This window comes from Halobellus limi, from assembly GCF_004799685.1.
GTDB lineage: Archaea > Halobacteriota > Halobacteria > Halobacteriales > Haloferacaceae > Haloquadratum > Haloquadratum limi.
The window spans coordinates 1,203,845-1,229,523 of record NZ_CP031311.1 but is presented as its reverse complement, the minus strand read 5'-3'; the positions used below and the strand labels follow the sequence as shown (position 1 = coordinate 1,229,523).

Annotated in this window: 31 protein-coding genes, 4 tRNA genes and 1 pseudogene; 15 read left to right on the top strand and 21 right to left on the bottom strand. The window is 65.8% G+C overall.

Annotated elements, in window-relative coordinates:
• Positions 1–95: 95 nt before the first annotated feature.
• From DV707_RS06245 to DV707_RS06180, 14 genes and pseudogenes are all read right to left on the bottom strand, one after another.
• On the bottom strand, positions 96–1,247 hold the full coding sequence (locus DV707_RS06245) for an MBL fold metallo-hydrolase (protein ID WP_103990101.1): 1,152 nt from the start codon (positions 1,245–1,247) through the stop codon (positions 96–98).
• Positions 1,248–1,392: 145 nt separating this feature from the next.
• A complete protein-coding gene (gene rpsB, locus DV707_RS06240; RefSeq protein WP_103990102.1) occupies positions 1,393–2,208 on the bottom strand; it encodes a 30S ribosomal protein S2 in 816 nt (271 codons plus the stop codon).
• On the bottom strand, positions 2,205–3,410 hold the full coding sequence (eno, locus tag DV707_RS06235; protein ID WP_103990103.1) for a phosphopyruvate hydratase: 1,206 nt from the start codon (positions 3,408–3,410) through the stop codon (positions 2,205–2,207). The genes rpsB and eno overlap by 4 nt, the downstream gene beginning before the upstream one ends.
• Position 3,411: 1 nt before the next feature.
• Positions 3,412–3,594, bottom strand: a complete 183-nt coding sequence (locus tag DV707_RS06230; RefSeq protein ID WP_103990104.1) for a DNA-directed RNA polymerase subunit K — start codon at positions 3,592–3,594, stop codon at positions 3,412–3,414.
• Positions 3,591–3,785: a DNA-directed RNA polymerase subunit N gene (locus tag DV707_RS06225; protein WP_103990105.1), complete on the bottom strand. Its 195-nt coding sequence runs from the start codon at positions 3,783–3,785 to the stop codon at positions 3,591–3,593. The genes DV707_RS06230 and DV707_RS06225 overlap by 4 nt, the downstream gene beginning before the upstream one ends.
• Before the next feature lie 12 nt (positions 3,786–3,797).
• The gene (locus DV707_RS06220) at positions 3,798–4,196 is read right to left on the bottom strand and encodes a 30S ribosomal protein S9 (RefSeq protein WP_103990106.1); all 399 of its coding nucleotides are present in this window, start codon (positions 4,194–4,196) and stop codon (positions 3,798–3,800) included.
• Complete coding sequence (locus tag DV707_RS06215; RefSeq protein ID WP_103990107.1) at positions 4,190–4,627, bottom strand: 50S ribosomal protein L13; 438 nt, start codon at positions 4,625–4,627, stop codon at positions 4,190–4,192. Before DV707_RS06215 ends, DV707_RS06220 begins: the two co-directional genes overlap by 7 nt.
• Positions 4,624–4,973: pseudogene (locus tag DV707_RS06210) on the bottom strand (50S ribosomal protein L18e). Before DV707_RS06210 ends, DV707_RS06215 begins: the two are co-directional and overlap by 4 nt.
• A 206-nt stretch (positions 4,974–5,179) precedes the next feature.
• Positions 5,180–5,264 (bottom strand) — tRNA-Leu (locus tag DV707_RS06205).
• Positions 5,265–5,440: 176 nt separating this feature from the next.
• A complete protein-coding gene (locus DV707_RS06200) occupies positions 5,441–6,223 on the bottom strand; it encodes a DNA-directed RNA polymerase subunit D (protein ID WP_103990109.1) in 783 nt (260 codons plus the stop codon).
• 7 nt (positions 6,224–6,230) lie between these two features.
• On the bottom strand, positions 6,231–6,626 hold the full coding sequence (locus DV707_RS06195; protein ID WP_103990110.1) for a 30S ribosomal protein S11: 396 nt from the start codon (positions 6,624–6,626) through the stop codon (positions 6,231–6,233).
• Positions 6,627–6,629: 3 nt separating this feature from the next.
• The gene (locus tag DV707_RS06190; protein WP_103990111.1) at positions 6,630–7,157 is read right to left on the bottom strand and encodes a 30S ribosomal protein S4; all 528 of its coding nucleotides are present in this window, start codon (positions 7,155–7,157) and stop codon (positions 6,630–6,632) included.
• A 3-nt stretch (positions 7,158–7,160) separates the two neighbouring features.
• Positions 7,161–7,694, bottom strand: coding sequence for a 30S ribosomal protein S13 (locus DV707_RS06185; RefSeq protein WP_103990112.1), 534 nt, complete (start codon positions 7,692–7,694; stop codon positions 7,161–7,163).
• Between the two features lie 23 nt (positions 7,695–7,717).
• Positions 7,718–7,803 (bottom strand) — tRNA-Ser (locus tag DV707_RS06180).
• Between the two features lie 230 nt (positions 7,804–8,033).
• Between DV707_RS06180 and DV707_RS06175 the strand changes: the two genes are divergently transcribed.
• A complete protein-coding gene (locus DV707_RS06175; RefSeq protein WP_103990113.1) occupies positions 8,034–8,399 on the top strand; it encodes a thioredoxin family protein in 366 nt (121 codons plus the stop codon).
• Positions 8,400–8,470: 71 nt separating this feature from the next.
• Here DV707_RS06175 and DV707_RS06170 read toward each other — a convergent pair whose 3' ends face one another.
• The 3 genes from DV707_RS06170 to moaA all read right to left on the bottom strand — a co-directional run bounded on the left by DV707_RS06170 (position 8,471) and on the right by moaA (position 10,839).
• Positions 8,471–8,677: a hypothetical protein gene (locus DV707_RS06170; protein WP_103990114.1), complete on the bottom strand. Its 207-nt coding sequence runs from the start codon at positions 8,675–8,677 to the stop codon at positions 8,471–8,473.
• Positions 8,678–8,814: 137 nt separating this feature from the next.
• Positions 8,815–9,537 (bottom strand): type 1 glutamine amidotransferase, encoded by a 723-nt coding sequence (locus DV707_RS06165; protein WP_103990115.1) that lies wholly within the window; start codon positions 9,535–9,537, stop codon positions 8,815–8,817.
• Between the two features lie 315 nt (positions 9,538–9,852).
• Positions 9,853–10,839 carry a GTP 3',8-cyclase MoaA gene (gene moaA, locus DV707_RS06160; RefSeq protein WP_103990116.1) on the bottom strand — a complete coding sequence of 329 codons (987 nt, stop codon included), beginning with the start codon at positions 10,837–10,839 and terminating at the stop codon, positions 9,853–9,855.
• Positions 10,840–10,988: 149 nt separating this feature from the next.
• On the opposite strand from moaA, the gene DV707_RS06155 reads away from it, so the two are divergent.
• From DV707_RS06155 to DV707_RS06135, 5 genes are all read left to right on the top strand, one after another.
• Positions 10,989–12,062 carry an Mrp/NBP35 family ATP-binding protein gene (locus DV707_RS06155; protein WP_103990117.1) on the top strand — a complete coding sequence of 358 codons (1,074 nt, stop codon included), beginning with the start codon at positions 10,989–10,991 and terminating at the stop codon, positions 12,060–12,062.
• Positions 12,063–12,064: 2 nt separating this feature from the next.
• The gene (locus DV707_RS06150) at positions 12,065–12,700 is read left to right on the top strand and encodes a uracil-DNA glycosylase (protein ID WP_103990118.1); all 636 of its coding nucleotides are present in this window, start codon (positions 12,065–12,067) and stop codon (positions 12,698–12,700) included.
• Positions 12,701–12,832: 132 nt separating this feature from the next.
• Positions 12,833–13,603 (top strand): TIGR04282 family arsenosugar biosynthesis glycosyltransferase, encoded by a 771-nt coding sequence (locus DV707_RS06145; protein ID WP_103990119.1) that lies wholly within the window; start codon positions 12,833–12,835, stop codon positions 13,601–13,603.
• A 63-nt stretch (positions 13,604–13,666) separates the two neighbouring features.
• Positions 13,667–13,750: transfer RNA gene (locus tag DV707_RS06140), tRNA-Ser, on the top strand.
• A 396-nt stretch (positions 13,751–14,146) separates the two neighbouring features.
• Positions 14,147–14,467 (top strand): DUF5785 family protein, encoded by a 321-nt coding sequence (locus tag DV707_RS06135; RefSeq protein WP_103990120.1) that lies wholly within the window; start codon positions 14,147–14,149, stop codon positions 14,465–14,467.
• Positions 14,468–14,491: 24 nt separating this feature from the next.
• Here DV707_RS06135 and DV707_RS06130 read toward each other — a convergent pair whose 3' ends face one another.
• The 3 genes from DV707_RS06130 to DV707_RS06120 all read right to left on the bottom strand — a co-directional run bounded on the left by DV707_RS06130 (position 14,492) and on the right by DV707_RS06120 (position 18,121).
• Positions 14,492–16,744 carry an amino acid permease gene (locus DV707_RS06130; protein ID WP_200820835.1) on the bottom strand — a complete coding sequence of 751 codons (2,253 nt, stop codon included), beginning with the start codon at positions 16,742–16,744 and terminating at the stop codon, positions 14,492–14,494.
• Between the two features lie 52 nt (positions 16,745–16,796).
• Positions 16,797–17,312 carry a universal stress protein gene (locus tag DV707_RS06125; protein ID WP_103991204.1) on the bottom strand — a complete coding sequence of 172 codons (516 nt, stop codon included), beginning with the start codon at positions 17,310–17,312 and terminating at the stop codon, positions 16,797–16,799.
• A 410-nt stretch (positions 17,313–17,722) separates the two neighbouring features.
• Positions 17,723–18,121 (bottom strand): hypothetical protein, encoded by a 399-nt coding sequence (locus DV707_RS06120; protein ID WP_103990121.1) that lies wholly within the window; start codon positions 18,119–18,121, stop codon positions 17,723–17,725.
• A 137-nt stretch (positions 18,122–18,258) separates the two neighbouring features.
• Here DV707_RS06120 and DV707_RS06115 point away from each other — a divergent pair, with 137 nt between their 5' ends.
• The 9 genes from DV707_RS06115 to DV707_RS06080 all read left to right on the top strand — a co-directional run bounded on the left by DV707_RS06115 (position 18,259) and on the right by DV707_RS06080 (position 24,310).
• Positions 18,259–18,897, top strand: coding sequence for an adenylate kinase (locus DV707_RS06115; RefSeq protein ID WP_103990122.1), 639 nt, complete (start codon positions 18,259–18,261; stop codon positions 18,895–18,897).
• A gap of 143 nt (positions 18,898–19,040) precedes the next feature.
• On the top strand, positions 19,041–19,967 hold the full coding sequence (locus tag DV707_RS06110; protein ID WP_103990123.1) for a DUF106 domain-containing protein: 927 nt from the start codon (positions 19,041–19,043) through the stop codon (positions 19,965–19,967).
• Positions 19,968–20,066: 99 nt separating this feature from the next.
• The gene (cmk, locus tag DV707_RS06105) at positions 20,067–20,645 is read left to right on the top strand and encodes a (d)CMP kinase (protein WP_103990124.1); all 579 of its coding nucleotides are present in this window, start codon (positions 20,067–20,069) and stop codon (positions 20,643–20,645) included.
• 61 nt (positions 20,646–20,706) lie between these two features.
• Entirely contained in the window at positions 20,707–21,597 is an 891-nt protein-coding gene (locus DV707_RS06100) for an RNA-guided pseudouridylation complex pseudouridine synthase subunit Cbf5 (RefSeq protein WP_394337398.1), read from the top strand.
• Between the two features lie 114 nt (positions 21,598–21,711).
• Positions 21,712–21,782 (top strand) — tRNA-Pro (locus tag DV707_RS06095).
• Between the two features lie 66 nt (positions 21,783–21,848).
• On the top strand, positions 21,849–22,061 hold the full coding sequence (locus tag DV707_RS18580) for a hypothetical protein (protein ID WP_103990126.1): 213 nt from the start codon (positions 21,849–21,851) through the stop codon (positions 22,059–22,061).
• 212 nt (positions 22,062–22,273) lie between these two features.
• Positions 22,274–23,665, top strand: a complete 1,392-nt coding sequence (locus DV707_RS06090; protein WP_103990127.1) for a PAS domain-containing sensor histidine kinase — start codon at positions 22,274–22,276, stop codon at positions 23,663–23,665.
• A 104-nt stretch (positions 23,666–23,769) separates the two neighbouring features.
• Entirely contained in the window at positions 23,770–23,979 is a 210-nt protein-coding gene (locus DV707_RS06085; protein ID WP_103990128.1) for a hypothetical protein, read from the top strand.
• Positions 23,980–24,097: 118 nt separating this feature from the next.
• Positions 24,098–24,310 (top strand): hypothetical protein, encoded by a 213-nt coding sequence (locus DV707_RS06080; RefSeq protein WP_103990129.1) that lies wholly within the window; start codon positions 24,098–24,100, stop codon positions 24,308–24,310.
• Positions 24,311–25,051: 741 nt separating this feature from the next.
• On the opposite strand, the gene DV707_RS06075 is transcribed toward DV707_RS06080, so the two are convergent.
• Complete coding sequence (locus tag DV707_RS06075; protein ID WP_103990131.1) at positions 25,052–25,540, bottom strand: universal stress protein; 489 nt, start codon at positions 25,538–25,540, stop codon at positions 25,052–25,054.
• Positions 25,541–25,679 lie beyond the last annotated feature (139 nt).

Here is a 25,679-nt window from a genome sequence, read left to right as displayed (position 1 = left end):
GCGCAAAACCCTTGTTCCGACGGTCGGCTCGGAGCGTCCCCCACCGGCGTCGGCCGGTCGTCACCGACACGCCGTGTCGCGACGCTCCCGCTCCGCTACGCCGCGCAGTTGTTCGGCCCCAACTCGACCTCCGTCGCCTCGTTCTCGTCGAGTTCGGCCGTCCCGCGGTTCACGTCGATGACCGTCTCGTAGTTCGGCGGCTTCTCGTTCCCCTCGCCGGTCAGGCGCTCGACGAACGCCGCCTCGTCGAGGGCGAACAGGTCGAGTTCGTCGCGGAGGTCGCCGAGCGTCGCCGCGATCAGTTCGCCCGGTCGACCGACGCCGAACCGGCCGTCGGCGTCGACGGAGACGTGGCCGGGCAGGACGACCACGTCGTCGGAGAGCGGATCGTACCGCTCGTGGATCGTCTCGTAGAGCAGCCTCGCGCCGTGTTCTGCGCCCTCCTCACCGAACTCCAGTTCGGTCCGGCCGACCGACTCGACGAACAGCGTGTCGGCGGAGAGGAGATAGGAACCGTCGACGAGGAGGTTCACGAGTTCGGTGGTGTGCCCCGGCGCGGCCAGCGTCTCGACGTCGACGTCGCCGACCGAGAGCGTCTCGCCGTCCGCGACGCCCTCGTAGTCGTAGGCGACGTCGCGTTCCTCGGCGTCGGCGCTCAGGTAGTACGGGACCGAGAGCCGCTCGGCCAAAGCGCGTCCGCCGGAGACGTGATCGGCGTGGACGTGGGTGTCCAGCACGCCCGTGATCACCATCCCGTTGTCCGCGGCGACGAGCTCGAACTCGTGGTACTGGCGCGTGGGGTCGACGACGAGCGCCTCGCCCGCCTCGCGGTCGCCCACGACGTAGCCCAGACAGCCCTTCGCGCGCCGCTGGACCTGCGCGATGAAGAGGTCGCCGTCGGTCTCCACCTCGACGACGTCGTAGAGCTTGCTCCAGTCTTCCATCCCGCCTTTGACCACCTGGACGTCGTGGCCCCGCGTGGAGAGCTCGAAGCCGAACGACGTCGAGGACAGCCCCTTGCCGCAGATGACCGCCACTCGTTGCCCCTCGACGATCTCCTCTACGTCGTCCCAGTCCGTCCCGCCGCCGAGGCCCTCGACCGGGTGGTACGGGACGTTCACCGCGCCCGGCACGTGCCAGGCGTCGAAGCTCTCGGCCGGTCGGGTGTCGACGACGGTGAGGTCCTCGCCGGCGTCGATCGCCGCGGCGAGTTCCTCGACGGTGAGCTGATCGAGCAGTTTCGGCATAGGTGCGGATATGGGACACACGCGAATAATCGTTTCTGGCCGGCGGCGGTCGCGTTCGTCGGGCGAGAGCCGTCGCTCCCCGCTGGCGTCGCGAGCGACCGACGGAAACGCGAACGCGAAAAGTCTCTGCGAGCGTCGAAAGCCGTTAGATCTCGTCCTCGAAGTCCTCGAGGCCGTAGACGGTGTCGCTGCCGCGGCGGTCGAGCGTCTCGTTGGCGAGCAGCCAGTAGACGACCGACAGCGCGCGTCGACCCTTGTTGTTCGTCGGGACGACGAGGTCGACGTTGCTGGTCTGGTTGTTCGAGTCGCACATCGCGATGACGGGGATGCCGACCGTGATGGCCTCCTTGACCGCCTGCGCGTCGCCGATCGGGTCGGTGACGACGACCACGTCGGGCTCGATGTAGCCGGCGTAGTCGGGGTTCGTCAGCGTCCCCGGGATGAATCGGCCGGTCCGGGCGCGCGCGCCGACCGCGTCGGCGAACTTCGTCGCCGGGAAGCGGCCGTACTGCCGCGAGCTCGTGACCAGGATCTGTTCGGGGTCGTAGTTCGCGAGGAAGTCCGCGGCCGTCCGGATCCGCGAGTCGGTCTGGCTGACGTCTAAGACGTACAGGCCGTCGTCGCGGACGCGGTGGATGAACCGCTCCATGTCCTCGGTCTTCTGCTGGGTCCCGATGTGGACGCCTGCGGAGAGGTAGTCCTCGACCGGGATGAGGAGGTCGGCCTCCTCGTCGGGCATGACGTCCTCGTCGAACGTCGGGCCCGATTCCTCGGGTGCTTCGGCCTCGGCAGCCTCGTCGGCGGCCGCGCCCTCGTCGGCGGCGCCCTCCTCGGCGGCCTCGGCGACCGGTTCGGTCGTCTCGGCGTCGGCCTCGGTCGCCTCGACGCCCTCGGCGGCCTCCTCGGCCACGTCGGACTCGTCGTCGACGACTTCGACCGCGTCGTTGTCGTTCTCTGTCATACTGCGTCGTCCGCGATGCGGATGAGTTCGTTGAGTTTGGCGGTGCGCTCGCCCTGGACCGTCCCGGTCTTGATGAAGCCGGCGTCGGTCGCCACGGCGAGGTGTGCGATGGTGGTGTCCTCGGTCTCGCCCGATCGGTGGGAGATGACCGTCTCGTAGCCGTTCTCGGTCGCCAGTTCGATCGCGTCGAAGGCGTCCGAGAGCGTGCCGATCTGGTTGGGCTTGATGAGGATCGAATTCCCGGCATCGGCGTCGATGCCGTCCTGCAGGCGCTCGACGTTCGTCACGAAGAGGTCGTCCCCGCAGATCAGCGTCCGGTCGCCGACGCGGTCTGTGAGATCCGCGAAGCCCTCGTAGTCGTCCTCGTCGAGGGGGTCCTCGACGTAGACGAGGTCGTACTCGTCGACCATCTCGGCGACGTAGTCGACCTGTTCGGCGGTCGATTTGACCTCGTCGCCGTAGACGTAGCCGCCCTCGTCGGCGTCGTAGAGTTCGGCGGCGGCCATATCCAGGCCGAAGCCGATCTCGAAGCCGAGTTCGTCGGCCGTGTCGGCGACGGCCTCGTCGACGACCTCGAACGCCTCCGCGTCGGAGATCGGCGGGGCCCACGCGCCCTCGTCGCCCTTCGCCGCGGGCACCCCGCGGTCGTCGAGGATCTCGGAGATGCGTGCGTGGACCGCCGCGTTCGCGAAGACGGCCTCGGAGACGCTCGGCGCGCCGACCGGCGCGGCGAGGAACTCCTGGATGTGGGTCGCCTCCTTGGCGTGCTCGCCGCCGCCGACGACGTTGCCGAGCGGCGTCGGGAACGACTCCCCGCGGAAGGTGCCGCCCAGATGCTGGTACAGCGGCGCGCCGAGCACGTCGGCGCCGGCCTTCGCGGCCGCCATCGAGATGGCGACGGCGCTGTTCGCACCGATCGCGGAGAAGTCGTCGGTGCCGTCCGCCGCGTGGAGCGCGGCGTCGACCTCGCGCTGGTTGCCGGCGTAGACCTCGCCGACGAGCCGCGGGAGCGCGTGCTCTCGCGCGGCGGCGATGGCCTCCGACGGTTCGAGTTCGATCGCCTCGTACTCGCCCGTGCTCGCCCCGCTCGGAGCGGCCGCGCGGCCGAAGCCGCCGGACTCGGTCAGGACGTCGGCCTCGACGGTGGGGTTGCCACGGGAGTCGAGGACGCGCCGGAGCGAGACGTTCGTGATCAGCGTCATGTCAGTTGCCCTCGCGCTTGACCGTGAACGGAAGGACGCCGGCGTCGTACTCCTCGGCGGCGACCAGGATCGGTTCGGACTGGTCGGTGTCGACGAGCACGGGTGCCCCGTAGGACACCTGCAGCGCTCGCGCGCCGAGGATGCGGGCCTTCTCGTACCGGTTGTACTGCGTGCGTCCGCTCATTGGTAGGGGGCGACGACGTCGACGAGGTCTTTGTGCGAAACCATCATCCGTCGGCAGCAGTGCCGCTCGACGCCGAGTTCGTCCAGCACTTTCGCCGGATCCTCGTCGCCCTCGCGGGCACGCTCTTTGAATTCGTCCCAGTGTTCACCCACGACGTTGCCGCACGTGAAACACCGAACTGGTATCATCATAGTTGGATCACCTCAGCGGTAGGACTTCTGATAGCGCGCTCGCGCGCCCGGTCCGCCCCACTTCTTGGGTTCGGACTGACGCACGTCGTTGACGAGCAGCGAGCGGTCGAAGTCCATGTACGCGTCGCGGAGTTCGGCGTCGTTGAGATGCTGCACCAGCCCGCGGGCGATGGCCGTCCGCGCGGCGTCGGCCTGCCCGGCGAAGCCGCCGCCGGAGAGACTGACGTCGATGTCGACCTGCGAGCGGAGATCCTCGCCGGCGATGCGGAACGGTTCCAGCATCTTCAGGCGGGCCATCTCCGGCTCGACGAGTTCGACGGGCTGGGAGTCGATTCGGACGCGACCCTCGCCGTCGCGCACGGTGGCGCGGGCGATGGCCGTCTTCTTCTTGCCAGAGGTGTTCGTTACCATGTGACTTTCGCACCCAGGTTCTCGGAAATCTCTCCGAGCGTGAGGAACTTGATGTTCGAGAGTCGATCCAGCGTGGTGTCCTCGAGCGCCTCGCCGTCCTCGTCGAACGGGTTGCCGACGTAGACGCGGACGTTCGAGAGCGCCTCGCGACCGCGCTGTTTCTTGTAGGGGAGCATTCCGCGCACGGCGCGCTTGAAGATCCCGTCCGGACGCGTCGGGTAGTGCGGTCCGCGGTCGGAGCCGACCTCCGCCCGCTTCTCGTAGGTCGCCATCACGTCCTCTTCGGTGCCGGTGATGACGGCGTCCTCCGCGTTGACGATCGCGACCGTCTCGCCGGCGAGGGCGCGCTGGGCGACCTCGCTGGCGACGCGGCCGACGATGCAGTTTCGCGCGTCGACGACGACGTCGGCGTCGAACTCTGCGAGGCTCATCGGATCACCCGCACGTTGCTTCCTTCGGGGTTCTCCTCGATGGCGCGTTCGAGCGCCACGGTCTCCCCGACCTGTTCGATTTTTTTCGAGCGGACGACGAGAAGTCGACCGCCGCGACTGTAACGTTCTTTTGCAGCGCCCCACTCCCCAGCACCTTGCCGGGGACGACGACGGTCTCCTCTTCTTGGGCGTACCGTTCGATACGCCCGAGGTTGACCTCCGCGTGGGTGCGCCGCGGCTTCTCCAGACGGTCCGCGACGTCCTGCCAGATGTTGGCACCGGACTCGCGAGAGACCGCCTTCAGCTCGGCGATGAGACTGTTGAGTCTCGGATTCGTCTTACTCATTATCTGTCTCCTGAGAGTGATACGGACGGCTTCTGCCGGCCGTACGAGAGAAAACGGAGCGAGAGCGGGCATCTACGGCTCTCCGGGGTCGTCGATCCGAAAAGTGCAGGGAGCAGGATTCGAACTGCCGGGTGACGCACCGCGTCCCCCGAGGTTCAAATCTCCCTGCTGCACGCACAGCTCTCCCGTTCGGTCGAGCTGAGAAGTGCAGGGAGCAGGATTTGAACCTGCGGACCCCTATGGGACAGCGCCCTGAACGCTGCGCCGTTGGCCAGACTTGGCTATCCCTGCTCGCACTCCGTTCTACTGCGTGCCCCTTCAAACTCCTTTCGATCTGGCACCGCCGATCGCGTCCGCGCCGTGCCGCGCCGGTCGCGGCGCTACCGGCCGTCCGCGCCGTCTGAGACGACGGCGACGGCGCGGCGGCGGGCGGACGTCGGGGTGGGAGTGAAGGGACAGACATGATACTATACCGCGACCTTCTCTTCGAGTTCTGCTGCGCGGTCGCCGAGCGACCCGGCGGCGCGAAGCACCAGTTCCTCGACGGTGAACGACCCGTCCGTCTCCACGTGGAAGACGAACGCCTCGGGCACGTCGTGGACCGCGACCTCCTTGCCCGGATACCGGTTCGTGAGGTCGTTGTCGAACGCGTCGGTGGGGACGAGATCGCCGTCTTCGGCGGTCTCGTCGGCGGCGTAGTCCGCCGCCGCTTCCTCGATCACGCCGCGCAGGATGTTCGGATCCTGCGACTCGAACTCGCCGGCGTCGCCGACGACCTCCACGCGCTGGAGGTGTCGGTAGCCGACGGAGACGCCGCCCTGGTGTTTGGCGTGCGCCTTCCCGGTGTCGAGGACCGCGTCGGCCTCGAACTCGAGGTGCTGGTCCTCTTTCAGTTCGACGATGGGGACGTTCTCGTCCGCCGGCTGGACGAGCGCGTCCGAGGACTCGATGTCGCCGGAGTACGCCGTCGCCGGCCCCTGCACGTCGAGCGCGAGGGTGACGGTGTCGCCGACCTCGAAGTCGTCGAGCGGCGTCGTCAGCGGGACGAGCCCGAGTCGGAGTCCGATCATCTCGTCGAACATCACCGATGAGTTCTCGACGAACCGGACGGTGTCGATACTGAACGTCGGCACGTCTGCCACCATCGCTCGGCGGATGCCGTTGGCGACGGCGGGCGACGCGCCGCGGACGAGGAACCGGGCCTTCCGGTCGCCGCGTTCGATGAACTCGACCTCGAAATCGTTCGTCATTGGTGTCTCAGAGGCGGCTGTTTTTCGGCGCGCGGGTCCCGTCGTGCGGGATCGGTGTGACGTCCTCGATGCGGCCGATCTCGAGTCCGGCGCGGGCCAGCGCGCGGATCGTCGCCTGCGCGCCGGGGCCGGGGCTCTTGTTGTCGTTCCCGCCCGGGCCGCGGACGCGAACGTGCAGGCCCTCGATGCCCGCCGCCTTGATCTCCTCGGCGACGGACTCGGCCATCTGCATCGCCGCGTACGGCGACGCCTCGTCGCGGTTCTGCTTCACCACGGCGCCGCCCGAGGACTTCACGATCGTCTCGGCACCGGTCAGATCGGTGACCGTGATGAGCGTGTTGTTGAACGACGCGTGGACGTGGGCGATCCCCCACTTGTCTCGGGTTGTCTCGGATTCGCTCATGGGTTACTCCTGTCCCTCCGCGCGCTCGGGGTGCAGTTCGTCCGCGAGCGGGCTCGTCTCGTCGAACGCGATGCTGTCTTCCTCCGCCACTTCGACGGTCTTCGACGGGCGCGTGACGCGCGCGCCGTCGACGACGACGTGGCCGTGGACGATGAACTGTCGCGCCTGCTCGGGCGTGCTCGCGAGGCCCTTCCGGTACGCGACGGTCTGCAGTCGGCGTTCGAGAATGTCGGTGACGTCGAGGCCGAGGACGCGACTGATGTCGTCGTCCTCCGAGAGGACGCCGTAGCGGCGGAGCCGAGCGAGGAACTCCTCGCCGGCCGCCTCGGCTGCCTCCAGGTCGCCCTGCGCCTCGCCGATGAGGCGTCGGGCCTCGCGCCGGTAGTTCCGGAGCTCCGACTGGGCGCGCCAGAGCTCCTCTTTGTTCTTCAGGCCGTAGCGGCCGAGAAGGTCACCCTCCTGGACGATGCGCTCGCCCTGGAACGGGTGATTCGGCGTCTCGTACCGCTTGGTGTTGTTTCCGGTCGCCATTGGTTACTCTTCGTCGCCTTCCTCTTCGGCGGCCTCTTCGGCGGCCGCCTCCTCTTTGATCGCCTCGACGTTGACGCCGATCGTCCCCTCGGTACGCCCGGTGGACTTCGTCCGCTGTCCGCGGACCTTCTGTCCGCGCTTGTGTCGGACGCCCTTGTAGGAGTCGATCATCTTCATGCGGTTGATGTCGTGGCGGCGTTTCTCTTCGAGGTCCGAGCCGGTCTCGTGGGTGGTCTCTCCGCTGAAGAAGTCGCTCTGGCGGTTGGCCATCCACTCGGGGATGTGTTCGTCGAAGTTCTCGACGACCTCGACGACGGAGTCGATCTCGTCGTCGTCGAGCAGACCGAACGTCGCGTGTCGGTCCACATCCGCGGCGTCGGCAACGATGCGCGCCGTGCGCTTGCCGATTCCTTTCATCTCGCTGAGACTCCGCTCTACCGTCTTCGTCCCGTCGAGATCGGTCTGTCCGATCCGGACGAAGTATCGGAGGTCTTCCTCCTCCTCGGGAGCGTCGTCCTGTGGTTCTTCTGCACTCATGACTTTTTGGGCAGTCTGGTGAGCGTTGCGGCGGGGATTCGAACCCCGGAGGCATTAACGCCACAGAGTTAGCAACCCTGCGCCTTGGGCCAGGCTTGGCTACCGCAACGCGCGGTTTCGTACTGTCGCCCTTGCGGACTCGGGAGCCAATCCCCCTACAGCGTATTGCAGGCTTAACAAGCCGCGGTCGCTACTTAAACGTCACGATAGGGTCTGTGGGTGCGAGCGACCCACACGGCGGGTTTCGTGGGAGAGACACCCACGACAGACGGTGGCGGGTGTGCGCCGCTCCGGACAGCGCGCCGACAGTATATCACCCTCGACGCCCAAGCGGTGGGTATGAGCACCGACGCATCCGCGACAGACTCGACGCCGGAACGACCCGTGGCCCTCGAAAGCGAGGCCGACCTCGACGAGTTCCTCGCCGCACACGACCGCGTCCTCGTCGACTTCTACACCGAGGGCTGTACGCTGTGTGCCAGCATCGAGCCGGTCGTCGGCAACGTCGCCCGCGCGCACGACGACCTCGCCGTCGCGACGATCAACCCCCGAAACGACCCGCCGCTGATCGATCGGTTCCGGATCACGAGCGCGCCGACGCTCCTGCTCTTCGAGGACGGCGAGGTCGTGGGGCGGCTCGCCAGCGGCTTCCAGGGCGGCGACGCCATCGACGCGTTCATCGAGAACCCCGGCGGCGACGAATAGGCGGCAATCGACGCCCGAACCGTCGCATTCACGCACCGTAGCACGAGACCGCGGCGCTCCGGACTCGCTCCTCACTCCTCCGCGTACAGGAGCGTCCGTCGGCAGGCCGGGCAGACGTACGGGACCGGCCCGAGAATCTCGTCCGCTCGGATTCCGCTCAGAAGCCCGTCGTCGTCGGCGGGAGAAACGATCGACAGGGATCCGAGGGCGTTAGTCCCCTGTAGCTCCATTCGTTCCAGCGGTTCCCCACAGTCCGGGCAGACCTTCTCGGAGGGCATACGCTCCGTCTCTCCGCGGCGGACAAAAGTTCGGCGCTCGTTCGCGCCCGCGGAGCGCGATCGGTCGGTCAGACCCTCGTCACCGGAGCGTTCGAGCGGCCGTCGCTGACTCGAAGCGCCCGGCAGTCACCGCCGGTTCACTCCGCGGCCGTGGCGATCGGCTCGCTCTCGACGACCGCCAGGAAGTTCTCGAAGACCCGTTTCGCGGCCTCGGTCTCGGCGTGTCGCTCCGGCGTCGCCTCGGCCAGGACCGCCTCTACCCTCTCCGCGGGCACGCCCTCCTCGCGCTTGCCCTCGACGACCTGCCGCACCGTCTCCAAGTCGTACTCGGGGTGGAACTGCACGCCGAACGTCGGCCCCAGCGAGAAGGCCTGACACGACGTCTCGTTGCCGGCGAGTTCGACCGCGCCCGGCGGGAGTCGCAGCACCTCGTCGGAGTGCGTCTCGAAGGCGACGAACTCGCCGGGCATCGACGCGAAAAGCGGCGAGTCGTCGTAGCGTTCGATGCGCTGATACCCGAGTTCGTACTCGCCCATATCGTCGACGCAGCCGCCGAGTTCCTGCGCGAGGAACTGGTGGCCCCAGCAGATGCCCAGCATCGGGACGCCGAGCTCGTGGAGGTCCACGACCAGTTCTCCCAGGGTCTCCATCCACGGCTCGTCGTCGTAGACGGCGGTCTGCGACCCGGAGACGACGACGCCGTCGTACGGCCACGATCCGTCCGCACCGGGCCACTCCGGGAACTCGCCCTCGCTCACTTTGAACGCCGTCACCGTCGCGTCGAGTTCGCGCCGGACGTTGCGCTCTGCCGGCGTCTCGCCCACCGAGGCGTCGAACAGGGCGATGTGGGGTGCACTCATACGCGTCCCTACGGACCGACGACGCTTTAATATTGTCTAGAATGTTCACTATCGCGCACAACCGATCGGCGGTCGCGAGGCTCGTCACGACCGCGGTTCGGACGGCAGAGATCACGGAGATTCCGGGGAAGCAGTACGATTCCACGGAAGCAGTACGACGGCGATTCGGGGGAGACAGTACTACGACGATTCTGGGAAAGAGTACTACGACGATTCCGGGAAAGCAGTACTACGACGATTCCGGGAAAGCGACACTGGCGTCGGCGGCGGAGAGAAGCGGTCCTAGGTGTCGGTCCGTGCGCTCGCAGAAGACGGTCAGGAGTGCGTCACCGGCGCGTCGATGTAGTCGTCGTTGACGACCCACTCGCCCTCCTCTTTGACCATGTATTCGCCGTAATAGGGGACCCGATTGGCGACGGTCTCGCGGAACGTCTCGCGGATCTCCTCTCGGCTCATCTCGCCCATCGAGCGCAGGTCGTCGTTGCGGTTGAGACAGCCCTTCAGGTAGCCCTCGTGGGTGACGCGAACGCGGTGGCAGTTCGCGCAGAAGTTCGGGTTCTCGACGGGGTCGACGATCTCGACCATCCCGCCCTCGCCCGAGTCCTCGCCGACGTAGTAGCGCCGGCGGTTGTGCATCTCCCTGGTCTCGACGCGGTCGGCCTTCTCTTCGAGCCAGTCGTGCACGCGCTCGATGTCGATGTTCCACTCGGGACGCCCCGTCAGCTCCGGCATATACTCGATGAGCTGCAGTTGGAGGCCGGAGTTCTCCGCGACGTGGTCGACCATTCCCTCGACGTAGCCGGCGGTGTGCTCGAAGACGACCATATTCAGTTTCACCGGGTCGAGCCCGGCGTCGAGGGCGGCCTCGACGCCCTCGATGACCTTCTCGTACGCGCCGGACTTCGTGATCTCCGCGAACGCGTCGGGGTCGATGGCGTCCTGAGAGACGTTGACGCGTTCGAGCCCCGCCGCTTTGAGGTCCTCCGCGCGGCCGGGGAGGAACGTCCCGTTCGTCGTCAGCGACACCTCCATCGAGTCGGGGGTCCGTTCGATGATCTCTTCGAGGTCGCCCCGCAGCATCGGTTCGCCGCCGGTGAACTTCACCTTCCGGACGCCGAACTCCGAGACCACCTCGAGGAACCGCACGATCTCGTCGGCGGTCATCTCGTCGTCCTGTGGGTCCATCGGGCCGCGAGTGTCGCCGAGTCCTTCGTTGTGACAGTAGACGCAGTCGAAGTTGCATCGGTCCGTCAGGGAGACGCGAACGCCGGACACCTCGCGCCCGAAGTCGTCTTCGAGCATTATCCGAGAGTTCGTCGCGATGCAGATAAATTCGCCGTCGTCTCCGCCCGAAACGTAACCGTTTGTAATTACATTCTTCGGAAATGTACCGGCAAAAGACGACGGAACCGGTCAAAACCCTTATCCGCCGATCTCACCGACCTCGGAGTATGAACGACGAAGCCGTCCGCGAGCGCCTCCGCTCGGTCACGGACCCCGATCTCGGCGACGACATCGTCTCGCTCGGACTCGTCAACGCCGTCGACGTCGACGAGGACGCCGGAACCGTCCGGATCTCGCTCGCGTTGGGTGCACCCTACTCCCCATCGGAGACCGAGATCGCGAGCGACGTGCGCGAGGCGCTCTCGGACACCGGATACGAGGTCGACCTCACGGCGCGGATCCCCTCGGAGGTCGACGCCGACGAGGACGTCCTCCCGGGCGTCGAGAACGTGATCGCGGTCGCGAGCGGGAAGGGCGGCGTCGGCAAGTCGACCGTCGCGGTCAACCTCGCGGCGGGGCTCTCCGAACTCGGCGCGCGCGTCGGCCTGTTCGACGCCGACGTCTACGGGCCGAACGTCCCGCGGATGGTCGGCGCCGACGAGGCTCCGCAGGCGACGGGCGAGGACACGATCATCCCGCCCGAGAAGTACGGGGTGAAACTGATGTCGATGGCGTTCCTCGTCGGCGAGGACGACCCGGTGATCTGGCGCGGTCCGATGGTCCACCAGCTCCTCACCCAACTCGTCGAGGACGTCGAGTGGGGCGACCTCGACTACCTCGTGCTCGACCTCCCCCCGGGCACCGGCGACACCCAGTTGACCGTCCTGCAGACGCTCCCGCTCACGGGCGCGGTGATCGTCACGACGCCCCAGGACGTCGCCGTCGACGACGCCCGGAAGGGCCTTGAGATGTTCGGCAAGCACGACACGAACGTCCTCGGCATCGTCGAGAACATGGCGTCGTTCCGGTGTCCCGACTGCGGCTCGACCCACGACATCTTCGGGGCGGGCGGCGGCGAGGCGTTCGCCGCGGAGAACGACCTGCCGTTCCTCGGGTCGATCCCGCTCGACCCGTCGGTTCGAGACGGCGGCGACGGCGGCGAACCGATCGTCTTCGACGACGGCGACACGGCCGACGCGTTCCGCGTGACGACCGAGACCACGGCCGACATGGCCGGCGTCGTCCGTCGACGCGAGGCCTCGCGGCGGAACGCCTCGGCCGGCCGGCCGCCGCAGGAGTGAGTATGGACGCCGAGCAGGACTCCCTGGCGAACCCGTTCAGTATGGACGCGGAGTGTCGGAACTGCGAGGGCCTCTGTGACGCCCGATCGAACGTCGTCCACGGCTACGGCGACGTCGGCGGGGAGTTCCTGTTCGTCGCCGAGCGACCCCATGCCGGGGCCGACGAGTCCGGCGTCCCGTTCACCGGCGACGCGGCGGGCGAACGCCTCCAGCGGGTTCTCGGCGACCTCGGGTTCGCGCGCTCCCCGCCCGACGCCGACGAACCCGAGCTACAGAACGCCTTTCTCACGTACCTCACGCGCTGTCGCCACCCCGACCGGCGGCCGACCGACGAGGAGATTCGGACCTGCGAGCCGTACCTCAACGCCGAGATCCGGATGATCAACCCCGAGATCATCGTCCCGATCGGCCAGCGGACGCTGGACGCGCTCGCGACGGACTACACGACGAACCGGCCGGGCGACGTCGACGTCGCGAACGCGCACGCGACGACCATCAGAGGGCGAGGCTTCGAACTCGTACCGATGGTCGACCTGGAGCGTCAGACCGACGAGCAGACCGAGGCGTTCGTCGACCACCTCCTGGAGAACGTCTTCTCTCGCGACTACCGGCAGACGAAGGGTCGTCGCGGTCGGTGACGGCCGACCCGGTAGACGGGGCCGAGTCGGCGGCGTTGCGTCTGCGACGACGAGGGTGTCGCGTCCGCGAGAACCGGGCCCGCCGGGGTCCGAAAACGTCGGGTTCAAGAGCGACGGCGGCCGAGGGGAGGTATGACCGTCGTCGCCGTCTTGGCCGACCCGCCGCGCCCGGGACTCGCGTTACCGCGACTCGCGGAGGCGAGCCCGCTTTCCCAGTCGGAGGCCGCGGAGCTCTCGGAGGCGATGCTCCGGGACACCCTCCGCGCCGTCGAGCGCTCCGGGGGCGACCTGCTCGTGAACTACCGACCGGACGACCTCCTCCCGGAGTCCGCGGTCGACCCCGAGGAGTCCGCCGAGGACGCGCTCAAATCGATCGCCGCGGACGCCCTCGACGATCCCACGGCGGCGCGCTTCGAGGTCCAGGTCGGCTCGACGTTCTCCGCGCGTGCCGGCAACACGGTGAGCCACCTGCTCGGCGAGGAGGGCGTGCAGTCGGCCGCGGTGCTCCGCGGCGACGCGCCGTTCGTGCTCCGGTCGACGATCGATTCCGCGGCGATGAAGCTCCGCACGCACGACGTGGTGCTCGGTCCCTCGACGGACGGCCGGGTCTACTACGCGGGGTTCAAGACGACGATCGACTTCGCGGGCGCGTTCGCCGCTCCCGAGGCGGAGACGCTCGTGGACTGCGCGAACGACGCCGACCGCGACGTCGGATTCCTGGAGATGCAACCGACGGTCCGGACGGGTTCGGACCTTGCGACGCTCGTGTCGACGATCCGCGCCCGCTGGCAGGCCGGTCGGGTCGTCCCCGAGCGGACGGCGGAGTTCGTCGTCGATCACGGGCTGACGGTCGTCGGCAGCGACGCGGATGGGGACGCCGATCTGCGTCTCGTCCGGGAGTGATCCGGTAGTCGGGTCGGAAGCGACCGACAAGTCTTAGACGCCGGGTCGGAAAGTACCGGGCGCGGTGGGATGGCAGAGCGGCCTATTGCGCCTGCCTTGAAAGCAGGTATCCTCACGGATTCCTGGGTTCAAATCCCAGTCCCACCGCATATTGTCACGAACCCCCGCGAGCACCCTATGTGCTCGCGACACGTGAGTGACTATTTCGGACACACTGGGATTTGAGCAGCGAGCAAATCTGTGATTTGCGAGTGAGTTCAAATCCCAGTCCCACCGCATTTTGTGAGGATCACTCGCGCCGCAGCCCCGTCTGCGGCGTACACGTGACCGAACATCTCGGGAACGAGTGGGATTTGAGCCCTGCCAGTCGCGCGCAGCGAGGAACGAGCGAGCACGTCTGGCTCCGGTTCAAATCCCAGTCCCACCGTATCGAATGCGCGAGCGACAGCGAGCGCGATCGTCGGAACAGGTGGGATCCAAACTGTGGAGCGTCGCCGCCGAGAGATGCGTAACGGCTTTGCCGTGGCTCCCCAACACGCGGGTATGGACTGGCCACACGACCCCGACGGCGAGGAGGGCTCCGAGGGCAGACGCAAGTACGGCCACGCGGTGATCGCCAAGAAGGTCGACGAGGAGGAGGACTTCCCGCTCGACCGCGACGAGTTCGTCGAGGAGTACGGCGACCACCCCGTTCGACTGGACTACGAGCGCGTCGTCTCCGTCGAGGAGATCTTCGAGCACGTCGAACCCGACGAGTTCGAGGACTTCGTCGCGTTCCACAAGGCGGTCGGTCGCGCGATGCGCGAGAACGACTACTGGTTCTACGAGGGCGCAGAGCAGTTCGTCGACGCGAACGAAGCTTGAGGGGTCGGCTTTTTTAGTTTAGAGTCAACGACTGCCGAACAGCCGCTCCCACAGCGTCCGCTTCCGCTTCTTTTCTGCGAGCAGCACCGAGCACTCGACCTCGTTGAGGACGTCCAAGACGAGCGTCCCGCGGGCGAGCCGCGAGAGGAGGCCGCGTTCCGTCGCGCCGATGACGAGCATCGACGCGTCGGCGGCGTGCCGTTCGATCGCTTCCTCGACGTCGCCGGACTCGACGATCAGGTTCGCGTCCGGAAGGCCGTTCTCGGCCGCCCACGCTTCGAGGAACTCCCGGCCCGCCGCCTCGTCGTCGGTGACGTGAAGCAGCGACACCTCGGCGTCGTATTCGCCCTGGAGTGCACTCGCGATGGCCGCCGAGAGTTCCGAATCCGGACCGCCGGCGGTCGGCAGCAGGATCTCCGAGGGGTCGAAGCCGCGGTCCTTCAGGACGAGGAAGTCACACGGCAGCGACGCGGCGAGTTCGTCGATCGCGCTCTCGGCGCGCCCCGGCGAGCCGTGGGAGTCGGGACCCCAGCCCATCACCGTCAGGTCGGCGTCGTACGTCTTCGCGGCGTCGAAGATGCCCTCGAAGCTCTGGTGTGAGAGCACGGTGTGCGTCTCGATCGGCACGTCGAACGTCTCGGCGTCGCCGCGGGCCTGTTCGAGGAGGTCGTGGGACGCCGAGAGGTCCAGTTTCTCGCGGGCCGATTCGAGCGCCGTCTGATCCGGCACCTTCTCGATGTGCACCGCGACGAGGGTCCCGTTCCGCTGCTTGGCGACGGCGCTGGCGAGCGTGATGAGATCGGTCTCGTGCTCGGGGTTCGCGAGCGGGACCATCACGCGGTAGTCCCCGCCGTCCGGCTGGACGGAGGTGGCAGCCGAGACGGCGGCGTCGGGCATCTGCTCGGAGCGGTGGAGGATGTACTTCCCGAGAATCCCCTGTTTCGTGGTCCTGCTGCGAGCGTAGAGGAGATACCAGACGATGGCCGCGGCGGCGATGCCGAACGACAGCAGCCGAGCGCTCGACTCGACGTACGCCAACAGCGCGAACGACAACACGGTCCCCAGGATCGGCAACAGGGGGAAGAGCGGCACCGTGAAGTCCGGCTGGTAGTCCTCCGGAGCGATGTACCGCATCGCGATGAGCGCGATGTTCAGGAGCCCGTAGATGATGAGGTGAAGCCCGGAGGCGGCTCCCGAAAGCAACGCGATGTCGCCCACCAGGATGAACAGCAGAATGAGTCCGCCCGTGATGGCGATCGACCGGTACGGCGTCCCGAACCGGGGGTGGATCTCGTTGAGCGACGGCGTGACGATCTTGTCCCGGCCCATCGCGAAGTTGATCCGCGAGGACGCGAGGATCGAGGCGTTCGCGCTGGAGGCGGTCGCGAGGAGCCCACCGAACAGCAGCGCGCCGCCCATCAGGGCGCCCTGAACCTGGCGGCCGACCTCGACGACGGCGATCGGTTGGGTCTCGCCGGGCGCGACGTCCGTGACGAGGTCGGCGATGAATCCCTGCGGGACGGCCGCGCTCATCACGACCAGAACCAGCGCGTAGATGACCGTGACGAGGACGACGCTCCCGATGACCGCTCGCGGGAGGTTCTTCCCCGGGTCCTTGATCTCTTCTGCGACGCTCGTGATCTGGACGAACCCGAGGTAGGAGACGAAGATGAACCCGGTCGTGCCGAGGGTCTCGCCGACCGTGCTGGGTTCGGGGAGGTTCGACAGGTCCGCCTGAAGCGTTCCGAGCAGCGTGAACGCGGCCAGGATGGCGATCAGGAGGAGGACGATGACGTTCTGGAGCCGACCGGTCTCCTTCGCGCCGACGTAGTTGACGAAGACGAAGAACGCCCCGCCGACGAGCGCGGCGATGGTCACCATGTCGAGTCCGATCGGACCGATCCCCACCGTGCCGCTGATGCCGAAAATCCGCGAGATGTAGCGGCCGAAACCGACCATGTAGAACGCGCTGGCGAACGCGAGACCGAGCCAGTTCGCCCAGCCGGCGACCGACCCGAGCAGCGGCCCGAGCGCGTGATTGACGTAGTAGTACGCCCCGCCGGACCGCGGCATCGCCGTCCCGAGTTCGCTGGCCGACAGCGCCGTGAACATCGCGATGACGCCGCCGAGAACGAACGCGATGGAGGCGAACGATCCGGATCGGAGGATGGCCTCGCCGGGGAGGACGAAGATCCCGGCCCCGATCATCGTGCCGACGCCGATCGTGAGCGCCGCGAGGGGACCGAGGTCCTTCGCGAGTTCCTCCTCTCCGCTCACGCGCAGTCACCTCCGTGTGGGCTAGACGTGAGGGGGGAGGAGCACTCTCCGCTCACGCGCCGTCACCGCCCGTGGATTCGGTTACGTCGTCTGAGGCGTCCGAGTCGTCGTCGACGTCCGACGAAGCAGCGCGCTCGCGTGTCGGGAACACCACGACCGGAATCTCGCTCTCGGTGGTGAGCGCATCGCGGGTGTCGCCGCTGAAAATATCCCACCAGGCCTTGCCGCCGCGCGGGGTGAAAACGATGGCCGTCGCGTCGACCGCATCCGCGGCGTCGAGGATCGTGTCGGCGACGTCGGTGCCGTAGTGCAGTTCAGTCTCGACGTCGACGCCGGCGTCCTCGGCCGACGAGCGCACTCGCTCGAAGATCGACTCGGCCATCTCCTCGCGCTGTTCGAGCGGCGCCTTGTCGGGCGCGCCGCCGGCCTTCTCGATCACGTGGGTGACTATCGCGCGACCGCCCGCGGCGGCGACGTGCGGAAACGCCAGCCTCGCCGTTCGATCGGCGTCCTCCTCGTTCGCGACCGGGAGGAGCGGCCGGGCGAACAGTGGTTCGACCTCGTTCATCTGTGTGGAGTACTGACGGCAGTGCTCCGACGCCGCCGACGCGGTCCGTCCGTCCTGTCGCGCCTCGTCGCCGCCGTTGCCGCCGGCTGAGATCCCAGCCGTCCCCGAGACGGGAGCAGATTCGATCGCGACGGGTCGTTTTTCCGGACAGTCATACAGGGCTTCTATGACGGCATCGGGTAAAGTGGTTCTCACTCGCGCCCGCGAAACGCGCATCTCGTTGTCACCTCGACACGATAGATAGTATTACGGTATCGTTTCGTCACCACGCACCGGTCGAATTCACGTCCTGTCCTCTCATCGAGAGTATCGTCGCAATCCGTCGATTCGGCCTCAGCCGAATCGAAGACCGCGGCCGGCGGGGGGTCTGTGGACCACCGGTCGGCCACGATACTCTCCCCGCGCTCAAGTCAGACGGCCGCCACCCAGACCCGGTAGTCGTCGTCGCGGCCGTACACGTCTCGAAACACGCGATCGGCGAACGCCGCCAGCCGATTGGCGTCCGAGCGCGCCGTGATCCGGACGTTCGTCGCCTCGGCCTCCTCGGGGGACTCCAACTGGTCGATCCGGAAGGCGGGAAAGTCGTCGACGACCTCGTTCAACCGGTCCAGTTCGTCGTCGTCGACGTCGAGGTTGAACGTGCTCTCGGCGAACTGCACCCACGGGGCGGGCGAGTCGTCGCCGTCGATATCGGGGTCGTGTTCGGCTTCGAGCGTCAGGAACGCGCTCGCTCGCGTCCGGTGGGCGGCGATGGCCTCTGCGAACAACTTCTGTCGCTCGCGCGGGTCCGCGGCGTCGAATCTGGTCATCGTCTCTACCTTCCACCGCAGGTGTGAAAAGTCGCCGATTACGGGACGAACGCGAGCGGCCGGGCGGTTGGCAGTGATCCCGGCGCACACGGACACATTTCTTCAACGTTATACGGGCGGACGCAGACTGGTGCGATATGGGCAAGCACATCCTGCTTCTGGGCCCGCCGGGTGCCGGGAAGGGAACGCAGTCGAAGCGCCTCGCCGAGGAGTTCGACCTCGAACACGTGACGACCGGCGACGCGCTCCGCGCCAACAAGGAGATGGACATCAGCGAGATGGACACCGAGTACGACACGCCGGGCGCGTACATGGACGCCGGCGAACTCGTCCCCGACGAGGTCGTCAACGCCATCGTCGAGGAGGCGCTCTCCAGCGCCGACGGTTACGTCCTCGACGGCTACCCGCGAAACCTCGAACAGGCCGAGGAGCTCTCGTCGATGACCGACCTCGACGCCGTCGTCTACCTCTCGGTCGACACCGACGAACTCGTCGACCGACTGACGGGGCGTCGCGTCTGTCCCGACTGCGGCGCGAGCTACCACGTCGAGTTCGAACCGCCGGAGGAGTCGGGCGTCTGCGACGAGTGCGGCGCTGAACTGGTCCAGCGCGACGACGACACCGAGGAGACCGTCCGCGAACGGCTCCGCGTCTACGAGGAGAACACCGCGCCGGTCGTCGAACACTACCGCGGGGAGGGCGTCCTCGTCGAGGTCGACGGCGAGGGCACGCCGGACGAGGTCTTCGAAGCCATCGCGGACGTCGTCGACCAGTAAGCAGTCGCTGGGGCTCGGGGACCGTTCTGTAAAGGAAAAGAAAAGAAAGGGCCGAATCAGTTTTTCGCCCCTGTTCCGCGTAGCACGCGCTGACGCGCGAAGAGTAAAAGGTTCATAACCGATGGGGGGTTATCTGGGGGTAGATGCCACGAATCGAATCGAAGGTGCGCACCCTCGCATCCGACGACGGGATGCGCGAGGCCGTCGAGACGGTCCTCGAGCGGACCGACGACGGCGAGACCGAAGTCAAATGGCTCGACGTCAAAGGCGACATCACGTCGGGCCAGTGGGGTCGCCTCATCGAGAAGGAAGTGCTCGTCGAGGGCGAGGAAGGGTTCCGCGTTGCCGACGCCGAGGCGACGCGAGCCGGACTCGAACCCGCGTCCGGCGAGGACACGTCGACATCGTCGGGGAGCGTCACCGAGATACCCGACGACGACGAGTCCTCGTGGTCGAAGTACGACAAGGGCGCGGCGCTGGTCACCGTCGGCCTCTTCGTCGGCTACTCGTGGAAGCCGCTCCGGGACCTCATCGGGACCGTGATGGACGTCGTGCTCGGGCCGCTCGGAGAGATGCTTCCCTTCTACGCCGTCGTGATGATCCTCGCGCTCGCGACGGGGCTGTACTCGACGCTGCTGCAGGCGAATCTGATGAACATGGACAAGATGTCCGCCTACCAGGAGCGGATGAAGGACATCCAAGAGCGCCGCAAGGAGGCCAAGGAGGCCGGCGACGACGACGCCCTCGACGCGATCCAGGAGGAGCAGATGGACGCGATGGGCGACCAGCTCGGGATGTTCAAAGAGCAGTTCCGCCCGATGGTGTGGATCATGTTCCTCACCATCCCGGTGTTCCTGTGGATGTACTGGGCGATCGGCGTCGGGCAGAACGCGAGCGCGCACGTCCCGCTCGACCCGCTGGTGCTCCCGCTGCGCGGGGAGGTCGGGTGGACCGACTCGGTCATCGGCCCGATCCAGGCGTGGATCGTCTGGTACTTCCTCTGCTCGATGGGCTTCACCCAGATCATCCGCAAGAGCCTGAACATCGACATCTCGCCGACGACGAGCTGATCGCGAACCGCTCTCGGTCCCGACGAGCCGATCGGGAGACCGCTCTCGCCGGCGGCGCGCAAAGACAACCTCTTTTACTCGCCTTCCCGCAGGGAGAGTATGTTGTTGACCGTCTCTGGCCCGCCGGGGGCCGGCAAGAGTACTACTGTGAGTGCGCTCGCGGACGCGTTCGATCTCGAACACGTCAGCGGCGGCGACATCTTCCGCGAACTCGCCGACGAGCGCGGAATGTCGGCCGTCGAGTTCAACAGGCTCGCCGAGGAGGACGATCAGATCGACCGGGACCTGGACCGACGGCTCCGGTCGGTCGCTCTCGAACGCGACGACGTCCTCTTGGAGTCCCGACTCGCCGGGTGGCTCGCGGGCGACGCCGCCGACCTCCGTCTCTGGCTGGACGCCCCGATCGAGGTCCGGGCCGCGCGGATCGCAGAGCGGGAGGACAAATCCGCCGAGACCGCGCTCGAAGAGACCCGCGCCCGCGAGGAGAGCGAAGCGCTCCGCTATCGGGAGTACTACAACATCGACATCGCTGACCTCTCGATCTACGACGTCGCGTTGAACACGGCTCGCTGGAGCGAGGCGGACGTCCCGGACATCCTGACCGCGGCGGTCCGCGCGTACGATCCGACCGCCGACGAGGGTAAGTACCCCGTCGAAGGCGTCAGCTACGACTTCTAACGATGACCGGACCCTCGCCGAGGCGGACGGCCCCGCCGACGCCGGTGGTACTCGGGGGTGCCTGAGAGTGCCGACGCTCCGCGACCCGCCCGAGGAACGGTCGGTCGACGACCTGCTGTCGTTCGGCGTCGTCAACCTCGACAAGCCGCCGGGGCCCTCGGCCCACCAGGTGTCGGCGTGGGCCCGCGACCGAGCGGGCGTCGGCCGCGCCGCCCACGCGGGGACGCTCGATCCGAAGGTGACCGGCTGTCTGCCGATCCTGCTCGGCGACGCGACCCGGCTCGCGCAGGTGTTCCTCGAAGGCACGAAGGAGTACGTCGCGGTCCTGGAACTGCACGGCCCCGCGCCCGCAGACCTCGACGCCGTACTCGCGGAGTTCGAAGGCGAGATCTACCAGAAACCGCCCCGGAAGAGCGCCGTCGCGCGCCGCCTCCGAACCCGCGAGATCCACGAACTCGATCTCCTGGAGGTTCGCGAGCGGCAGGCCCTGATTCGCATCCGCTGTGAGAGCGGGACGTACGTCCGAAAGCTCTGTCACGACCTCGGACTCGCGGCGGGGACCGGCGCGCATATGGGCGATCTCCGCCGGACCGCGACGGACCCGTTCGACGACACGGCTCTGGTCTCGACCGCGGACCTGACGGACGGGCTCGTCTTCGCCGATGAGGGCGACGAGGGGCCGCTCCGCGAGGTGGTCGCGCCCGCCGAGCGAGCACTTCGGCACCTCCCGCGACTCACCGTCGCGTTCTCCGCGGCCGAACAGATCGCCGAGGGCGCGCCGGTGTACGCGCCCGGGGTCGTCGACGTCGGGGACGCCGTCGAGACGGCAGAGAAGGAGACGCTCCTCGCCTGCTTCACCCCCGACGGTGCCGCCGTCTGTCTCGGCCGGTTGGTGGGCGATCCGACGGCGTCGACCGGCGAAGTGGTCTCGCTCGAACGCGTCCTCGTCTGAGGGGCAGCGACCGTCCTCCGGATCGCGGATCGCCCGTCCGTGCGACTGTGTCTCTCGCCGCGCGAGGAAACGAAGGACTTAACGGTCCAACTCGCATCGTCTCGAATGCACGACGGGACCGTGGGGTAGTGGTATCCTCTGCCGATGGGGTCGGTAGGACCTGAGTTCGACTCTCAGCGGTCCCATAGCCTATTTCTCCAATTTCATCGGGTACCAGTTGGATTAGTCGTTATTCTCGGAGGTGCGTCAGCGTGACGCCGCTGGACTTCGGGGCTCAACGCGAGGTGAACTCGGCGACCTTCGAACGCGGCGAGTGGGTCGTCGGCGACGGGGAACAGCGCGACGTGCGACGGGAGTTCGACGATGCGGTATTTTCAGTCGCGCTTCTCCCGGATTTTCTCGGGGAGGTAGATCCGGCCCCGCTCGTCGGCTTTCGAGGCCGTGCATTCGGGTTCGGCCTGTAAAAGGAAAATCTCCCGTGATTTCGAGGGTTCTCCCGTACTACGGTTACAGGCGGGTTCAGCAGTGCGTTCGTGAGATGCGGTGAGAACGTCACCCCGCCCGATACCGCCGACGAGAACTTATATGATGCTATTACAACAATAAGGACGCCCCCGTATCTGACGGGTCAATACTCTCTGTTCCCCAAGAGAGAACCACGGTTACCACGCACACTATGGCCGACGAAGAGAACGCGGAGCCGGGAAACTATCAGCAGTTGATCAGCGTGTCGCCCGCCCCGATCAACCTCTTTGACGAATCCGGAGAGATCATCTGGGGAAACGACGCAGTTCTCGATCTCTTGGGACTCGATTCCAGGGAGGATCTGATCGGTCGATCCATATTCGACTTTATCGTCGCGGAGGATCAGTACACCGCAGAGCAAGAACTCGTCGACGTCGTCAAGTCGAAGACGGCGACGGGGCCGACGCCGATGCAGTTGCGGCGTGCTGACGGTGAGATCCGGAGTATTCGGGTATCCACTGCCCCTGGCCGATTCCGGGGCAGAGACATCGGGCAGGCGGTGGTCATCGACGTCACGGAACTGGAGCGTGCTCACGAGGAACTCGAAACGGAGCGGCAGTTCGTACAGAACGCGCTGAATGCCCTTCCGGACGTCTTCTACGTCATCACACCCGGTGGAGAGCTGGATCGATGGAACGACTCGCTGCTCGACGTCTCTGGGTACGACGCCGAGGAGGTTCGAGCGATGGACATCGAGGACTTCTTCGTGGAGTCGCATACCGAGCGGATCTCCGAGTCGATCGCGACGGCGTTCGCTGAGGGCGCTGACACCGTGGAAGCGACAGTCGTCACCAAACAGGGGAGGGAGATCCCGTTCGAGTTCCGCAAGCGACGACTCGTCGACGGCGAGGACGTGATCGGACTGGCCGGAATCGGGCGCGATATCTCCGAGCGGAAGGCCCGCGAGCAACACCTCCGCGCGGTTGATTACCTCCTGCAACACAACCTCCGGAATCAGATCAACATCATTCAGGGATCGGTCGAACTGGTCTCCGACGCCAGTTCGGCGCAAGGTCAGTCTGCGGCCGAGCGTATCGACGCGGCCGCCGAACGGCTGCTATCCATCTTCGATAACCACCACCTCATCATCGATCAGCTGACGACACCGCAACCGACGGAATCCATCGACGTGGTGGCGGCCCTCGAAGCTATCGCCCGAGAGTGCGGCGAGTCGTATCCTGCGGCCACGATCACGACCGACCTCCCCGAGCGGGCGGGCGTCTCGGGGGTTCACACACTCAAACTCGCGCTCCGGGAGTTAGTCGAGAACGCGATCGAGCACAACGAGAGACGGGAGCCGCAGATCGAAATCGACGTCGAGCACACCGATCCGAGAGTGGTGATCCGAGTCAGCGACGACGGCCCGCCCATCCCGGAGATGGAGTACCGATCGTTCTCGGAGGATTCGCTACTGGATTCGACGTACCACTCCGCGGGATTCGGTCTCTGGTTCGTCTACCACGCCGTGCGGCAGTCCGGTGGATCGCTGCACTTCGATCGGGGCGAAAAGCGCGGGAACGTCGTCACGATCGACCTTTCGTAGCGTTCGCAGGACTGCTGGGGTTCCGCGCGGCGTGCGGACAGGAGACAAAAGCGTAAAACTTGTCACATATTCTCGCCGTAGACTGGAGAACACGAGGTGACAGTATGGCGAAGGTAGGACTGTGGGCGAACGCAGTGGGACTCCTCATCAGTATCGTAGCCACCCTGTTACTGTTCTTGCATACGACCAACCAGTACCATTCGGCGATTCAGGATATCGGGTCGATAGCGATCGCATACCTCGGTCTGATCCTCCTTGGAATATCGATATCGGTTACAGGGGTCGCACTTCTGCTGAGGAGCAACCGCGATTGACGTGGACCGCGTGACGGCGCGGTATTACGTCCGACGAATGATTCAGTGATGACTATACATGCGAGTTGCGGGTCGCCGTTGGGAAACCGAAATATACTGTGAAAGCTGTTCGTCGACTATGGTCATTTCCACCACGTCAGTATGGGATGAAATCGCAGACGAGGTTGTGGATGGCTCGATAATCGAGTACGAAGGTGCGACCGTGTACGGCGATTTTGAACAGGAGCAGATTCTCCACCAAGGGAAGGTTCGTATTCTTCCAAACAGTTGGGTCGCGTTACCGACCGGTCGGCTCCTCTCTCCTGAAGCGGTACACCATATCGATCCATAGAACCCACTTTTTGCTGACTCGGGTGCGTCTCCGGCGCGCCACTCTCCACGGGCGACTCACAGGTCGCCCGTGGGAAGCGAGACGGCAGCGCCGTCTCGCCCTCGTTGCGAAAAGCTGTCTTGCTGAGCGAAGCGAGGCCCGTGAGATGCGGAGCGTCTCACGGTGGATCAAAAGCGTCCGACTCCGCCGCTTCCGGAAGAACTCCGCTCTTCCGTGCTCCTAATCGCTTCTTTCAGTCGCTCACGGGAACTCCGGCGGCTCCGTCGGCGAACCGCTCGATCGTTCTCTCGGCTGAGCGATCGAAATACACGTGAAATCAAAGGTAGCGAATCACCCAGCCCAGAGGATCAATAGATTCGGGCGTTCACGACAGTATGCCGTAACAATTACATTGGTCGGATGTCAAGAAATATACGATAGAGATTTCTCATAATGTCGTCCGAACCGTCTGATTCTATTGAATTCTCTGAGGAAAGCGAACTAGTCATTTACGAACGACAGGATGATACCTCGTTTGAAGATGACTTACTCACGGCATTTGAGGTAGCCGGTGCAGACTTGGAGGACCAAGGGGTACCGATGATGGAGTTCGTTGACCCATTTGCCCTTGCGCAGTTAAACTGGGACAACCCACAGTTGGAAGTGCGAACGACAGTATGGGGCTACCCATTGCGTATCACTCCCGAGGCTATCACGATCTACTCACGTGAATAAATTCGCTCAGTAGCGTTTAACGATCGCCTACCGATGAATCGTGTCCTCAGCAGAGGGCAGCATCCATCGGACTTCCTCGGCGGGTTGTTGATACACGACGGTCACTGGCTTATTTACGAGCCGAATGACTTTGTCGGCGGTACTGCCAAGCAGCATCTCTTCGACGCCACCGAGTCCACGAGAGCCGATCACAACGAGATCGATCTCATTCTCCTCGACGTAGGCCTGGATCTCCTTGTGAGCGATGCCGACGACGACTGCCGTCTCGACTTCGAGGCCAGCATCTTTTGCTACCTGTGCGGCCTCGGTCGTGATCTGCTCGCCGTACTCGACGTATTCCTCTCGCTTCGCTTCTTCCTCTCCGGTTATCGGGAGTATTTTTGCCTCAAACGCATCCACTACGTGAAGAATGTGGACGGTGGCGTCGACTTCATTTGCGAGTTTGATGCCTTCTTCTACCGCGTTGGCGGCCTGTTCGCTCCCGTCGGTGGGGATCAGAAGGTTGTCGTAGCTCATGTCTGAAAAAGTCAACAATAAAACAAATAAATGTACCGCTCAGCACAGACCGCAGAGAGTTATTCCGTATGCCCCATTCGGAGGATTCTATACCCGGATCAAGTAGCACGGACGCTCTACAGGCCGAGTCGGCCGGGGG